Origin of the sequence: Enterobacter sp. ECC-175, assembly GCF_043968675.1 — a bacterium.
In the GTDB taxonomy this organism is placed as follows: Bacteria; Pseudomonadota; Gammaproteobacteria; order Enterobacterales; family Enterobacteriaceae; genus Enterobacter.
The window spans coordinates 3412287-3425757 of the sequence record NZ_CP143776.1 but is presented as its reverse complement, the minus strand read 5'-3'; the positions used below and the strand labels follow the sequence as shown (position 1 = coordinate 3425757).

The window sequence follows — 13471 nt, the reverse complement described above, 5'->3', positions numbered from 1 at the left end:
TCCCCACAGGGGAGAGGGGACAGTCACGTGCGGTTTTTTCCCTCTCCCCGATGGCTGAGGGCTCCCCACTAATTACAGTCTGGCACCGAATACCCCCTCTCCCTGGAGGGAGAGGGCCGGGGTGAGGGGTATGCATCCACTAGACAAAAAAAAGCCCGCCAGAGGCGAGCAAAAGAGGACAACGCAGACAAGAAGAGTTAGATGCTGATGTTGTATTTACGCCCGGTCGAGACCTGGCTGGATTCGCCCGCCGGGCCGTAGAGGGCGCTGGCGCGGCCAACGTGGTCAATCGCTTTCTGGATGTGCTGGTTCTTTTTCATATGGTTTTGCAGCAGCGATTCCACCTGTTGATTAAGCGCCTTCGAGCTGCGCACTTTCTCCGTCACCTGCTGCCAGCTTGAAAACAGCCTGCCGTTGCCGGAGTAGGGTGCCTGCGTGGCGCTCTGCTGCTCCTGCTGGCGGCGCATGTCGTCGTAGTATTGAATGGTCGACAGCAGCTGATTTTTATTATCAGCCAACACCTGCAGAGAAACCGGGTTGATCTGCGAGCGGTTGAGCTGATTAACCTCTTCAATCATGATCGCCTCCAGTTCATCCAGAGACGTTTTCATTTGCGTGAGTATTGGGTAAAGCTTGTCCATAACGGTCCTGCTTGCGGTTAAAACTGAAAAATATCCTGCACCATGGCCTGGGCGATTTTCTCAGGCTCAATGCGCAGCGTGCCTGTCGCCAGCGCGGTGCGGATCGCCTCAACGTGCGCATAGTTGATATCGCGGCTGTCGTCGGTCTGGATCTTTTTCGTTAGCGCGCTGAGGGTGACGTCGGTTTTATCATTTTTCTGCGGCTGCGACACGCTAACCGGGGCGTCGTTGTCCTGAGGGTGGATGCGGGCGCGCAGATCCTGAGCGGGGGAGATGCCCGCAATCGGCGCGGCGTTCTGGCTGCTGGTGATGCTCATAATTGTCCTCACAGATAATCATTTATGTGACTGATACTTCATTCATCGGTGATTCAAAAAAAACCTAAAATTTATTGTTGTGAAAAAATGATGACCTGGCCCGCCGGGTCTACCTTTCCGCTCACGGTGCGCCCGCCCGCGGTTTTGACCCTGAGCGTTTCATCCACCGCCGCGTTGTTCAGCGCCTTTCCCTGGCTGCGGATGCGAAAGCCGTCTCCTGCCGTCACCAGGTCCACCGTCTGCCCGGCGCGCAGCCGCCACTGCTGGCGCAGCTGGTTTTCCAGCAGCGGCTTGCCCGCCGCCACGGCGCGCGTCAGGCGCTGGCCGACGATGGCGTCTGGGTTGAAAATCAGCCCGTTCGGCTGGTGGTCAAGCGCGCCCGTGACCGGCTCGATGTCGCTGCGCTGTACGATCGCACCGCCCGGCAGGCTCTGGCTGGCAACCCACCACGTGCCCTGAGCGCTGATGCGCACGGGCAGGAAGTGCCGGCGCGCCCCGCACTGCGCCAGCACGGTACGCTTGCCGGTCAGGCGGCTGTCGCGCCCGACCAGGCTCAGCGCCGGGCTATCGCATACCGCGGCCAGCTGCGCGGGCGTGGCGAGCAACGACACCGTGCGGACCACCTCGGCGTCCCGTTCAGGCTGCTGGATTAAGGCATCGAGCTTGAGCATCAGCCGCTGCTTTGCCGTTTGGTCCGACGGTACGCTGGCGCTCGCCGATGCCGTGCAAAGTAAAACGGCCAGCGCCGTGCTGAATAATCGATGCGTCATCTGATTGCCTTTATCGTGCGGAATGAATAAATAATAAGTGGATAAATTATATACGTTCTGACGGCGCTTTTATTGAATTAAATGGTGACACTTTTGTCGGCAATTAAATTCATCGGCGTTTTAACTTTTCGCTATTAATTTCTATTTCGCTAAATGCGCTTATTTGTGTTGAGTCTTTGCAGTGTGATATTTCACCCGCGGTGACTACACTATCGCAGTTTAAATAATGCGAAGCAGGAACTCTATCGTTATGAATAAACTCGATGATGCCTTTCGCTTTCAGCAGCAGGCGTTAGGTTTGCTTTCGCGCCGTCAGGATATTCTGGCGTCGAATATTGCGAATGCAGATACGCCGGGCTACCAGGCGCGCGATATTGATTTTACCGGCCAGCTAAAACAGGCGATGGAAAACGCGTCAATGGCGAAAACACCCGTCTCGCTGGCGTTAACGTCGAACCGACATATTGAAGCCAAAGCGCAGCCGTTTGACGACGGCCAGCTGCTTTATCGCGTACCGGATCAGCCGAGCGCCGACGGGAATACCGTAGATATGGATCGCGAGCGCGTTAATTTCGCGGATAACGCCGTGAAATATCAGTCGGGGCTGACGTTCCTCGGTGCGGATATTAAGAAAATGATGACTGTATTAAGTCAGGGGTAATTAACGATGTCGCTCTTTAGCGTATTTGATATTTCGGGCTCGGCAATGGCCGCCCAGTCACGCCGCCTGAACGTTAGCGCCAGCAATATGGCCAACGCCGACAGCGTGGCGGGGCCGGACGGCCAGCCGTACCGCGCCCGTCAGGTGGTGTTCAAGGTGGACAGCGCCGCCGGCCAGGAGATTGGTGGCGTAAAGGTGGATGAGGTAACGGAAAGCACCGCGCCGGACCGCCTGGTCTACGAGCCGGGCAACCCGCTCGCCGACGAGCAGGGCTACGTGCGCATGCCGAACGTCAACGTCATGAACGAGATGGTCAATACCATTTCGGCCTCCCGCAGCTACCAGGCCAACGTGGAAGTGATGAACTCCGCCAAAAGCCTGATGCTGAAAACACTCACTCTTGGGCAGTAAGGACGCGTATGGCGGTCTCTTCGATTAACAACAACAGCGGTGCCGATAACGGCGGCACCGGCAGCAGCGCGGCGGATCTGTCGAATCAGTTTATGACCCTGCTGGTGGCGCAGATGCAAAACCAGGACCCGACCAACCCGATGGACAACAACCAGCTCACCTCGCAGCTGGCGCAGTTCAACATGGCGGCGGGCGTAGAAAAGCTCAACGCCTCGATGACCACCATGCAGGCGATGATGGTTCAGCTCGGCAGCATGAGCGCCTCGTCCTGGGTGGGGCGCAGCGTGCTGATTGAGGGGGAAGCGAAGGTCTCCTTCGGCGACGCGCCGATCGGCATTATGCAGGAAGGCGTCGAGCTGCCGAGCAACTCCGACGATCTTCACTTCGCGCTGGGCGCGGATGCCGAGACGGTGACCGTGACGCTGCACGACGGTGACCAGGCCTATACCGCCGAGCTGAAAAAGGTGAAGCAGGGGATGAACACGTTCAACCTGGACGATCTGAAGGACTTCAAGCCGAGCCAGCCTCCGCGCGACAGGGAGTACACGGTGTCCTATGAAGCCAGCAACCCTGAGGGCGAAAAGCCTGAGGTGTTTGGCCTGGTTCAGGAGCAGGTTCAGGGCGTCACCATGGATCCAGGCGGGCCGATTCTGCATCTGCTGAATCACGATCCGATCGGCATGAACAAAGTGTTCGTCATCCAAAAATAATCTTACTTCTGGAAATTAATCATGGGTTTTTCACAAGGTCTTAGCGGCCTCAGCGCCGCGGCAAAAGCACTGGACGTGGTGGGCAACAACATCGCCAACTCGCAGACCGTTGGCTTTAAGGCGGGTTCCGTCTCCTTCGCCGACATCTTCGCCGGTTCGAACGGCATGGGGGTGCAGGTAGCCAGCGTCGATCAGAACTTCGGCAACGGCATCCTGGCGGGAGGCAGCTCCCCGCTCGATATGGGAATTAACGGTAAAGGGTTCTTCCGCATGGTGGACGCCGCCGGGAGCGTGTTCTACGGGCGTAACGGCCAGTTTAAGGAAGACGAGAACGGCTACATCGTCAACCGAACCAACGGCCTGTTTTTAACTGGCTATCAGGCGACGGACGGGGTCATCAACCCCGGCGCGCCGGTAGGGCCTATCCGCATACCGAAAGAAGATGCCCCGCCTGAGGCCACCACGAAAGGCGCCATGAGCGGGAACCTTAAGTCAGGTCATGACCCCCTCGATCCTGCTAAATTCGATCCGGAAAACGGCGATACTTACAGCTACTTCAGCGAAATGAGGGCCACCGACAGCCTGGGCAATGAGCACACGATTAAGGTCTATTTCGTCAAGACCGGTGACAACCAGTGGACGGCTTTCGCGCAGGACGGCACCGCCCCTGAAATGGACGGAGCAGACCCGAAATTTACCGAGATCCCCCTGACGTTCAGCGATGACGGCAAACTCACGACTTCCGGCATCGGCACCGTGAAAGGGGTTTCATGGAACGGCGGCGCGCCCATCGAGATGGAGCTGGATCTGAGCAAAATGACCCAGTATGCGTCGGACGACGTCGCAAAATCCGAGGTAAACGGCCAGAAGCTGGGCAAGTTCAATGGCTACGAGGTCAGCGACAGCGGTGAAATTACCGCGATCTACAATAACGGCCAGCGTAAGGTCGTGGCGCAAGTGGTGCTGGCGGACTTCGCCAACGCGGGCGGCCTGGAGCAGCAGGGCAACAACCTGTGGGCAGAGAGCGTACAGTCCGGCACGCCGTTTATCGGCACCTCCGGCAGCGGCAGCTTCGGCGCCATCTCAGGCGGTATGGTCGAGCAGTCTAACGTCGAGCTGGGCGACGAGATGGTCAACATGATCGTCTACCAGCGCAACTACCAGTCCAACTCGCAAACCATCAAAACCCAGTCTGAAGTGCTTCAGACGCTGGTTAACCTGCGCTAGGGCTTGAGCTATGGATCGCGCTATCTATACCGCCATGAGCGCCGCCAACGCGGCGCTTAACCGCCAGGCGGTCACCTCAAACAATCTGGCGAACAGCTCGACGGCGGGCTTCCGCGCCCAGCTCGCCGCCTTTCGTGCCGTGCCTGTTGAAGGCGAAACCCTGCGCACCCGCGCGCTGGTGGCGGAATCCACGCCGTTTCACGACGACACCATGGGGCCAATCACCCACACCGGGCGCAGCCTGGACGTGGCGCTGCCGCAAAACGGCTGGCTGGCGGTGGCGATGGGCGACGGCAGCGAAGGCTATACCCGCAACGGGGCGATTGAGGTCAATCAGGCAGGGGCGCTGAGCGTCAACGGGCGTCCGCTGATCGGCGACGGCGGCCCGCTGGAAGTGCCGCCGCAGTCCCACGTCACCATCGGTACGGACGGCACCGTTTCCGCGCTCGGCATGGGCGATGACCCGACGGCGCTGGTCCCGGTTGGGCGCATCAAGCTGGTCAACGCGGAGATGGGCGACCTGCGGCACGGCGACGACGGCCTGTTTCGCCCGGCGGCGGGCAACCTGCTGGCGCAGGATGAAACCCTGCGCCTGACGCCGGAAGCCCTCGAGGGCAGCAACGTCAGCCCGGTCCACGCCATGACCCAGATGATCGCCAATTCCCGCGGGTTTGACATGAACATGAAGGTCATCCGCACCGCCGACGAAAACGCCCAGAAGGCTAACCAGCTATTGAGCGTGAGCTAAGCTCGCGCAAGGAGTCTCAACATGATTCGCTCTTTATGGATCGCTAAAACCGGGCTGGAAGCACAGCAGCTCAACATGGACGTCATCTCCAACAACCTGGCGAACGTCAACACCAACGGCTTCAAGCGCCAGCGCGCGGTTTTTCAGGACCTGCTGTACCAGAACATGCGCCAGCCCGGCGCGCAGGCGACGGAGCAGAATACCCTGCCAGCCGGCTTACAGCTCGGTACCGGCGTGCGCCCGGTCTCGACCCAGCGCGTGCATACCCAGGGCGGGCTGAACCAGACCGGCGACGAGTTTGACGTTGCCATTGAAGGGGAAGGCTTCTTCCAGGTGCAGATGCCGGACGGCAGCACCGCCTACACCCGCGACGGCCACTTCTCCAAAAGCCCGGACGGGCAGCTGGTGAACGCCGAAGGCTATCCGATTCAGCCCGGCATCGTGATCCCGCAGGACGCCAAAGGTCTGACTATCGGCAGCGACGGCATGGTGAGCGTGAAGATCCCCGGCCAGGCGGAAGAGCAGCAGATCGGCCAGCTGACCCTGACCACCTTCGTCAACAACGCGGGCCTCGAAAGCGTGGGCGGCAACCTCTACAGGGAGACGCAGGCCTCCGGCGCCCCGAACGAGCTGAACCCCGGCATGGAGAGCGCGGGCACGCTGAAGCAGAGCTACGTCGAAATCTCCAACGTCAACGTGGCGGAAGAGCTGGTGACGATGATTCAGGTGCAGCGCGCCTACGAAATCAACAGCAAGGCGGTTTCGGCATCGGACCAGATGCTGCAGCGTCTTTCCCAGCTGTAATGTCCTCTCTCTGGCCGCGCGAGCGGCCAGATATTTTATCGACACTGACATGAAAACACTCTCAATGAATCCTCCTGCCGTGGCGCGTTTTGCGCTGGCGGCAAGCGTGCTGCTGCTGAGCGGCTGCGCGCACATTATGCAAAGCAAGCTCGTTGAAGGCCCGACGACGGCAACACCATTACCGATGGCACCGGCAGCGACCGGCGGCTCGCTGTTCCAGGCGGGGCAGGGGATGAACTACGGCTATCAGCCGATGTTCGAAGACCGCCGCCCGCGTAACGTCGGCGATACGCTGACGATCCTGCTGCAGGAGAACGTGAGCGCCAGCAAAAGCTCTTCCGCCAGTGCCAACCGTAATGGATCGGCCGGGATGGGGCTGATCGCGGTGCCGACCAAACTTAACGGCTGGCTGGGCGACGGCAAGGCGGATTTTGAAGCCGAAGGCAAAAATGATTTTTCCGGCAAGGGCGGCGCGGCGGCGCGCAACACCTTTACCGGCACCATCACCGTGACCGTCAACGAGCTTCTGCCCAACGGCAACCTGCGCGTGGTGGGCGAAAAGCAGATCGCCATTAACCAGGGCACGGAGTTTATCCGCTTTTCCGGCGTAGTGAACCCGCGCTTTATCAGCGGCGGCAACACCGTGCCCTCCACCCAGGTGGCGGACGCGCGGATCGAGTACGTCGGCAACGGCTACATCAACGAAGCGCAGAACATGGGCTGGCTGCAGCGCCTGTTCCTGAACCTTTCTCCTTTCTGATATGACCATGAAAAAAGAATCTATCCTGTTTTTCTTAAGCATCCTGCTCTACGGCATGATGCTGAGCGTGCCCAAGCTCGCCAACGCGGAGCGCATTCGCGATCTGGCGACGGTGCAGGGCGTGCGCTCGAACGCCCTGATGGGCTACGGCCTGATCGTCGGCCTCGACGGCACGGGCGACCAGACCATGCAGGCGCCGTTTACCGGACAAAGCCTGAACAACATGCTCTCCCAGCTTGGCATCACCGTGCCGGCGGGCACCAACATGCAGCTTAAAAACATTGCGGCGGTGATGGTGACCGCCGAGCTGCCGCCGTTCGCCCGCCCCGGCGATAAGCTCGATATCGTGGTGTCTTCCGTCGGTAACGCCAAAAGCCTGCGCGGCGGGACGCTGCTGATGACGCCGCTCAAGGGCGCGGACAACCAGATCTACGCGATTGCCCAGGGCAATATCCTGATTTCCGGCGCAGGCGCGCAGGCGGGCGGCAGCCGCGTGCAGGTCAACCAGCTTAACGGCGGGCGCATCAGCGGCGGCGCGACCGTCGAGCGCGAGGTGCCGAACGATTTCGCCACGCAGAATATCGTCCGCCTGCAGCTCAACGAGAGCGATTTCTCGCTGGCGCAGCAGATCAGCGACGCCATCAACCAGCGCTACAGCGGCGGGGCGGCCATCCCGGAGGATGCGCGCACCGTGCGCCTGTTTGCGCCGCCGGACGGGCCGTCCCGCGTGCGGTTCCTCGCCAATATTCAGGACATCCCGCTGCGGGTGAACGTGCAGGACGCGAAGGTGATCGTCAACTCCCGCACCGGATCGGTGGTGATGAACCGCCACGTCTCGCTGGATTCCTGCGCGGTAGCGCACGGCTCGCTGACCGTTGAGGTGATGCAGAACAACGTGGTCAGCCAGCCGGATACGCCGTTCGGCGGCGGCGAAACGGTGGTGGTTCCGCAGACGGACATCTCCGTGCGCGACAGCGGCGGCTCGCTGCAGCACGTGCGCAGCAGCACCGATCTCAACGCGGTGATCCGCGCGCTGAACGGCCTCGGCGCCACGCCGAACGAGCTGATGTCCGTGCTTCAGGCGATGAAAAACGCCGGCTGCCTGCGCGCGAAGCTGGAGGTGAACTGATGAACGCCTTTGATAAATTCGACCAGCCCGCCTTTGACGTGCGCTCGCTCGACGCGCTGAAGCGGGAGGCCGGGCGCGCGTCGCCCGGCGCGCTTAAGGCGGCGGCGAAGCAGATGGAGGGCATTTTCGTGCAGATGATGATGAAAAGCATGCGCGACGCCACCTTCAAGGACGAGCTGATGAACAGCCAGTCCGCCGAAATGTACACCGCCATGCACGACCAGCAGGTCGCGCAGAACATTGCCGGGAGCGGTCAGCTCGGCTTTGCCGATCTTATCGTCCGACAGCTGGGCGGCGAAAGCGATACGCCAGCGGTGACCGCGCCGGCGCGCGATTTCTCCCGTCCCGGCCTGTCGCCCGTTCCCGCCACCGGGCCGCTGCGCCTGCCCGCGCCGGTCTCGTTCGAAAAGCCCGCCGAAGGGGCGCATCCGTTTATCGCCCGCCTGCTGCGTCCGGCGCAGGAGGCCGCGAGGGAAAGCGGGCTGCATCCGCACCTGATCCTGGCGCAGGCGGCGCTGGAGTCCGGCTGGGGCAAGCGCGAAATCCCCGCTGCAGACGGCTCGCCGAGCCACAACCTGTTCGGCATTAAGGCCACCGGCGACTGGCGCGGCAAAACCACCGAAATTACCACCACCGAATACATCAACGGCGTGAAGCAGAAGGTGAAGGCCGCCTTCCGCGTCTATGACTCCTACGCGCACGCGCTCACCGACTACGCCAGGCTGCTGACCAAAAATCCGCGCTACCGCGGCGTGATGCAGTCTGGCTCCGCGGAGCAGGGGGCGAAAGCGCTACAGACGGGCGGCTACGCGACGGACCCGGCCTACGCCAAAAAGCTCATCACCATTATTCAGAAGGTGAAGGGCGATCTTCAGCAGGGCGTGAACGCCTATAAAAACGATCTCGATAAAATTTTTTAGAGATTTTTTTTATCACCGATGAAATAAGCAGAACCATGAACATTCAGGCCCGGAGATAGGCAGCGGGTCTGCGAACGGAGGCTATCCAGACCCTATGAATAATTTATATAACCTGGCCCGAGGCGGCTTGAGCGTTGCGCAGGCGGCGCTCCGGGTGACCGGTGATAACCTGACCAACGGGATGTCGCACGGCTACAGCCGCCGCAACATGATCATCGGCGAGCTGGGCGGCATGTCGACGCAGCAGGGCTTTTACGGCTTTGGCGCGCGGGTGAACGGCGTTGAGCGCGCCTACGATGAGTTTGCCAACAACCAGCTTCGCGGCGCCATCTCTCAGTACTCCTTCCTCAACGGGCGCATGGAGCAGCTGGCGGATATCGACAACATGCTGGCGGACGAGTCGGATAACGTTTCGGTGTCGCTCGGTAACCTGTTCAAGGCGATGTCGACGCTGAGCACCACTCCGGAAGACGCGGCGGCGCGTTCGGCGGTGTATAACTCCTTAGGCTCGCTTGCCAGCCGCTACAACGCCAGCGGCAAGCGCCTTAGCGGGCTGGAAAAAAGCACCAATACCCAGATTGAGCAGAGCGTTAAGGATCTCAACAGCTACACCAAACAGCTGGCGGAGATCAACAAGCAGCTCGAGCGCGCCCAGGGCGCCGGCACGCCGCCAGCGGACCTGCTGGACCGCCGCGACGTGCTGCTGGAAGAGATCAGCAACCATATCGGGATTGAGGTGTCGGAGAACGCCCAGAGCGGGCGCGTTGACGTCGCTCTGTCTGACGGGCGTCCGCTGGTCTCCGGCGACAAAGCCTTTGCGCTGAAAACCTCGATGTCTGACAACGATCCGAACAAAACCATCGTCTCCTACGTGGATGGCAACGGCACCGAGACGCCGCTCGACGAAGACCGCATTACCAAAGGCCGCCTGGCGGGGCTGTTTAAATTCCGCAACGAGGATCTGGCGCTGGCGCGCGAGGAGCTGGACAAGATGGCGTTCGTCATGGCCAGCCGGATGAACGAGCAGAACCGGGCCGGTTTCTTGCCGGACGGCTCCGCGGGTGGCGATCTCTTTTCCCTTCCGGATATCACCGCGCGCGCGAACGGCAACAATCAGGGGACGGGCAAGCTCGGAAAAATTGAGGTGACTTCCTTTCGCAGCGTGAACGCCGAAGAGTACACCATCAGCTACGACGATGCCGCGGGCAGCTGGCGGGTGACGGGCGCGGACGGTCGGGACATCCCGTATGCGACCGGGCCTGATGGGATCCAGTTCGACGGTCTCAAGGTGCAGCTTCCCGATCCGGCAACGGTAAGAGATGGCGACAGCTTCACCTTTAACCCGATGTCCGGTGCGGCAGAGGGCCTGAGCCGTAAGATTACCGACGCCCAGGGCTTTGCGGCCTCTGACTCAGATAATCCCGAAGATAAAGGCAACAACAATAACCTGCTGGCGATGCTGAAGATCCAGGACGAAAAGCTCATTGGCAACAGCACGCTGGCAGAGGCCTACGCCAGCCTGGTCGGCACCATTGGGGATAACGCGCGCAGCGTCAAATCCAACCTCGAGAGCGCGAAAACGGATATGCAGACCAAGTTTGATGCCCAGCAGGCGCTCTCCGGCGTGAGCATGGACGAAGAGAAGATCAACCTCGACATGTTTATGCAGTACTACCGCGCCAACGCGCAGCTTCTGCAGACCGCCAACAACATGTTTGATTCGCTACTGGCGATCCGATAAAGGAATAAAAAATGCGATTAAGTACCCTTTATATGTACCAGCAGAGCGCGCAAAGCATGTCGGCGCGCATGAGCCAGAGCAATGAAACCTACCTGCGGATGTCGGCAGGCAAAACGCTGCTCAAAGCCTCGGACGATCCGGCGGCGGCCACCGACGCGGTGAAGTATAAGGATGCGCTGGCAAAGCTTGAGCTGTACAGCGACGTCCGATCCAGAACGCGCGGCGCGCTGGAGCACGAGGACAACATCCTGAGCGGGGTAGGGAACCTGCTGACCACCTCGCTGAAGGAGAAGCTCGTCGCGGCGGGGTCGGACGCCTATTCTGACCCCGACCGCAATGCCCTGGGTAAAGAGATCGAGGGCATTCGCCAGAATATGCTGGATCTCGCCAACAGCCGCGACGGCAGCGGCCGCTATATTTTTGGCGGTTTTCAGACGGGTAAGCCCGCGTTTCTGGAAGACGGCACCTATGACGGCGGTGACGAAGCGCGCAGGCAAACCGTTGCCGACGGCACGGAAATGCAGGTAGGCCATCTGGGAAGCGAAATCTTTGACGATATCTTTGGCATTCTTCAGACCGCCATCGATGAGCTTTCTAAAGAGGAAATTGATCCCGTCGCGATGAGGGCCGCGCTGGAAGCTGCGAGCCAGGCCGTTGATTCCGGCATTGACCGTTTAGGCAAAGCTCAGGCCGAGCTGGGCACCCAGCTGCAGCAGCTGGACGCGCTGGATATGTCCGGTGACGTGATGATCATCGACATGAAGGTCAAGGTGGATACCGCCATCGGCGCCGATACGGGCGTGCTGGTGTCGCTGATGGCGGACTCGCAGATGTCCGAGCTGGCGCTGAACGCCTCGATGTACGTCTACAAAAACATGCAGAAGATGAACCTGTTCAGCAGCTAATTTATTTCGCAACCCAACCTCAACTTGTGCCGCCGCGTACGGCTTAGCCGCGCGCGGCAGGTGAGACGCTATGTTAAAGAAACTTAAAATTTATACCGCGGTAAGCCTGATTATCGGGCTTTTCGCCGCCTTGCTGTTCGGTACTACGGCCTATTCGGTCTACGACGCCGTAAATAACAATAATAACTTCAAGCGCATGGCGCTGGCCGCTGAAAATAACGACCAGATGCGCGACGCGGCCTACAACATCAGCGCCGTAATGGCGAATACCAACGGCCTGATGCTGCAGGCCGCGCTGGGCAATCCGGTATCGGAGAACGTCACTAAGCATACCCATAACGTGGTGAAAATCGCCCGCCGCAACATGGACGAATTTATGGCATCGCCGTTCAACACGCCGGAAGAGAGCCGCCTGGCGGCAGAGGTAAACGCGGCGTTCAACGAGGTCTATAAGGCCGCACAAGCGAAGCTGGGCTACCTGAACAACCCGGCGGGATATACCGGCTCGATCGAGCACGATATGGACATGCGCACCACGCTGCGCAATAAGGTTGAGCAGTATACTGATGAAAGCGCGCGCCTGAGCGAGAGCTATATTCGCGAGTCCGAGCGCGGCTACCAGATTATGCTGGGCGTCGGGATTGCGGTGCTGATCGCCGCTGCGGTAATGCTGCTCGCCGTGCGCTACTGGCTGCGCGAAACGCTGGTGCGCCGGATGGAAAGCACCGTGGCATCGCTTCGCAGCGTGGCGGCGGGCGATCTGAGCCAGGCCATTGAGAGCGGCAGCCAGAACGAAATTGGCAGCATGCTGACCGAGCTGGAAACCATGCGCACCTCCCTGACCGGCACCATCCTGGGGATCCGCGAAAGCGTGCAGCGCATTCACAGCAACGCCCAGGAAATCGCCCACGGCAATAACGATCTCTCCTCCCGTACCGAAGAGCAGGCGGCGGCGCTGCAGGAGACGGCGGCCAGCATGGAGCAGATCAAAACCACCGTGCGTCAGAATGCGGACAACGCCCACGCGGCGCGCGAGCTGGCGGAAGGGGCGAGCGCGAACGCCCACAGCGGCGGGGAGGTGATGCAAAGCCTGGAGCAGATTATGGCGCAGATCACCACCAGCTCCCGTCAGATCGCCGACATTAACGGCGTGATTGACAGCATTGCGAATCAAACCAACATTCTGGCGCTCAACGCGGCGGTGGAAGCGGCGCGCGCCGGCGAGCAGGGCCGCGGATTTGCGGTCGTGGCGGAAGAGGTGCGTAACCTGGCGAAGCGCAGCGCCGACGCGGCGAAAGAGATTAACCAGCTGATTAACACCAGCGTGAGCACCATCGATCGTGGCTCGCGCCAGGTCGGACAGGCCAGCACGGTGATGCAGGATATTGTCACCTCCGTGGCGCAGGTGACCCAGATCATGGGCGAAATCACCTCCGCGTCGGACGAGCAGAGCGCGGGCATTAACCAGATTTCCCAGGCAGTTAACGAAATGGATCTGGTGACGCAGCAGAACGCGGCGATGGTAGAAGAGGCGGCCCTGGCGGCAAGCGAGCTGGAATCCCAGTCAGACGCGCTGGAAACCCTGGTGGCGCAGTTCAGGCTGGATAACGCCCGGGCACAGGAGAAGGTTTCCAATGAGCAGCGCAAGCCGCTGCGCCAGCAGGATGATGCGCTAGCCCAGTGGGAAACGTTTTAATTCTGATAAATACCGCCAGCCTTCACGCCTA

Annotated in this window: 15 protein-coding genes; 12 read left to right on the top strand and 3 right to left on the bottom strand. The window is 60.4% G+C overall.

Features of this window, described 5'->3' with window-relative positions:
* Nucleotides 1–197: 197 nt before the first annotated feature.
* The 3 genes from V1599_RS16365 to flgA all read right to left on the bottom strand — a co-directional run bounded on the left by V1599_RS16365 (nucleotide 198) and on the right by flgA (nucleotide 1728).
* Nucleotides 198–641 carry a flagella synthesis protein FlgN gene (locus V1599_RS16365; protein WP_112010541.1) on the bottom strand — a complete coding sequence of 148 codons (444 nt, stop codon included), beginning with the start codon at nucleotides 639–641 and terminating at the stop codon, nucleotides 198–200.
* 17 nt (nucleotides 642–658) lie between these two features.
* Nucleotides 659–958: a flagellar biosynthesis anti-sigma factor FlgM gene (gene flgM, locus V1599_RS16360; RefSeq protein ID WP_395300432.1), complete on the bottom strand. Its 300-nt coding sequence runs from the start codon at nucleotides 956–958 to the stop codon at nucleotides 659–661.
* 71 nt (nucleotides 959–1029) lie between these two features.
* A complete protein-coding gene (gene flgA, locus V1599_RS16355; protein ID WP_112010543.1) occupies nucleotides 1030–1728 on the bottom strand; it encodes a flagellar basal body P-ring formation chaperone FlgA in 699 nt (232 codons plus the stop codon).
* 226 nt (nucleotides 1729–1954) lie between these two features.
* Between flgA and flgB the strand changes: the two genes are divergently transcribed.
* From flgB to V1599_RS16295, 12 genes are all read left to right on the top strand, one after another.
* On the top strand, nucleotides 1955–2389 hold the full coding sequence (gene flgB / locus V1599_RS16350; RefSeq protein ID WP_297121563.1) for a flagellar basal body rod protein FlgB: 435 nt from the start codon (nucleotides 1955–1957) through the stop codon (nucleotides 2387–2389).
* Nucleotides 2390–2395: 6 nt separating this feature from the next.
* Complete coding sequence (gene flgC / locus V1599_RS16345) at nucleotides 2396–2800, top strand: flagellar basal body rod protein FlgC (protein WP_112010545.1); 405 nt, start codon at nucleotides 2396–2398, stop codon at nucleotides 2798–2800.
* An 8-nt stretch (nucleotides 2801–2808) separates the two neighbouring features.
* Nucleotides 2809–3510, top strand: coding sequence for a flagellar hook assembly protein FlgD (locus V1599_RS16340; RefSeq protein WP_395300431.1), 702 nt, complete (start codon nucleotides 2809–2811; stop codon nucleotides 3508–3510).
* A 21-nt stretch (nucleotides 3511–3531) separates the two neighbouring features.
* Nucleotides 3532–4737: a flagellar hook protein FlgE gene (gene flgE / locus V1599_RS16335; RefSeq protein WP_112010547.1), complete on the top strand. Its 1206-nt coding sequence runs from the start codon at nucleotides 3532–3534 to the stop codon at nucleotides 4735–4737.
* 10 nt (nucleotides 4738–4747) lie between these two features.
* Entirely contained in the window at nucleotides 4748–5485 is a 738-nt protein-coding gene (locus tag V1599_RS16330; RefSeq protein ID WP_395300430.1) for a flagellar basal body rod protein FlgF, read from the top strand.
* 21 nt (nucleotides 5486–5506) lie between these two features.
* Entirely contained in the window at nucleotides 5507–6289 is a 783-nt protein-coding gene (gene flgG, locus V1599_RS16325; protein WP_112010549.1) for a flagellar basal-body rod protein FlgG, read from the top strand.
* Nucleotides 6290–6338: 49 nt separating this feature from the next.
* A complete protein-coding gene (locus V1599_RS16320) occupies nucleotides 6339–7049 on the top strand; it encodes a flagellar basal body L-ring protein FlgH (protein ID WP_112010550.1) in 711 nt (236 codons plus the stop codon).
* 1 nt (nucleotide 7050) lies between these two features.
* Complete coding sequence (locus tag V1599_RS16315) at nucleotides 7051–8178, top strand: flagellar basal body P-ring protein FlgI (protein ID WP_112010551.1); 1128 nt, start codon at nucleotides 7051–7053, stop codon at nucleotides 8176–8178.
* A complete protein-coding gene (flgJ, locus tag V1599_RS16310) occupies nucleotides 8178–9098 on the top strand; it encodes a flagellar assembly peptidoglycan hydrolase FlgJ (protein ID WP_395300429.1) in 921 nt (306 codons plus the stop codon). Before V1599_RS16315 ends, flgJ begins: the two co-directional genes overlap by 1 nt.
* 94 nt (nucleotides 9099–9192) lie before the next feature.
* A complete protein-coding gene (gene flgK, locus V1599_RS16305; protein ID WP_112010553.1) occupies nucleotides 9193–10839 on the top strand; it encodes a flagellar hook-associated protein FlgK in 1647 nt (548 codons plus the stop codon).
* 11 nt (nucleotides 10840–10850) lie between these two features.
* Nucleotides 10851–11744: a flagellar hook-associated protein FlgL gene (gene flgL, locus V1599_RS16300; protein ID WP_112010554.1), complete on the top strand. Its 894-nt coding sequence runs from the start codon at nucleotides 10851–10853 to the stop codon at nucleotides 11742–11744.
* Nucleotides 11745–11814: 70 nt separating this feature from the next.
* Nucleotides 11815–13440 carry a methyl-accepting chemotaxis protein gene (locus V1599_RS16295; RefSeq protein WP_112010555.1) on the top strand — a complete coding sequence of 542 codons (1626 nt, stop codon included), beginning with the start codon at nucleotides 11815–11817 and terminating at the stop codon, nucleotides 13438–13440.
* The last annotated feature ends 31 nt before the right edge of the window (nucleotides 13441–13471 follow it).

What these genes read in the sequence shown, in the direction of transcription:
- V1599_RS16365 (WP_112010541.1), bottom strand. Translation starts at nt 641, where the DNA reads ATGGACAAGCTTTACCCAATACTCACGCAAATGAAAACGTCTCTGGAT.
- flgM (WP_395300432.1), bottom strand. Translation starts at nt 958, where the DNA reads ATGAGCATCACCAGCAGCCAGAACGCCGCGCCGATTGCGGGCATCTCC.
- flgA (WP_112010543.1), bottom strand. Translation starts at nt 1,728, where the DNA reads ATGACGCATCGATTATTCAGCACGGCGCTGGCCGTTTTACTTTGCACG.
- flgB (WP_297121563.1), top strand. Translation starts at nt 1,955, where the DNA reads ATGCGAAGCAGGAACTCTATCGTTATGAATAAACTCGATGATGCCTTT.
- flgC (WP_112010545.1), top strand. Translation starts at nt 2,396, where the DNA reads ATGTCGCTCTTTAGCGTATTTGATATTTCGGGCTCGGCAATGGCCGCC.
- V1599_RS16340 (WP_395300431.1), top strand. Translation starts at nt 2,809, where the DNA reads ATGGCGGTCTCTTCGATTAACAACAACAGCGGTGCCGATAACGGCGGC.
- flgE (WP_112010547.1), top strand. Translation starts at nt 3,532, where the DNA reads ATGGGTTTTTCACAAGGTCTTAGCGGCCTCAGCGCCGCGGCAAAAGCA.
- V1599_RS16330 (WP_395300430.1), top strand. Translation starts at nt 4,748, where the DNA reads ATGGATCGCGCTATCTATACCGCCATGAGCGCCGCCAACGCGGCGCTT.
- flgG (WP_112010549.1), top strand. Translation starts at nt 5,507, where the DNA reads ATGATTCGCTCTTTATGGATCGCTAAAACCGGGCTGGAAGCACAGCAG.
- V1599_RS16320 (WP_112010550.1), top strand. Translation starts at nt 6,339, where the DNA reads ATGAAAACACTCTCAATGAATCCTCCTGCCGTGGCGCGTTTTGCGCTG.
- V1599_RS16315 (WP_112010551.1), top strand. Translation starts at nt 7,051, where the DNA reads ATGACCATGAAAAAAGAATCTATCCTGTTTTTCTTAAGCATCCTGCTC.
- flgJ (WP_395300429.1), top strand. Translation starts at nt 8,178, where the DNA reads ATGAACGCCTTTGATAAATTCGACCAGCCCGCCTTTGACGTGCGCTCG.
- flgK (WP_112010553.1), top strand. Translation starts at nt 9,193, where the DNA reads ATGAATAATTTATATAACCTGGCCCGAGGCGGCTTGAGCGTTGCGCAG.
- flgL (WP_112010554.1), top strand. Translation starts at nt 10,851, where the DNA reads ATGCGATTAAGTACCCTTTATATGTACCAGCAGAGCGCGCAAAGCATG.
- V1599_RS16295 (WP_112010555.1), top strand. Translation starts at nt 11,815, where the DNA reads ATGTTAAAGAAACTTAAAATTTATACCGCGGTAAGCCTGATTATCGGG.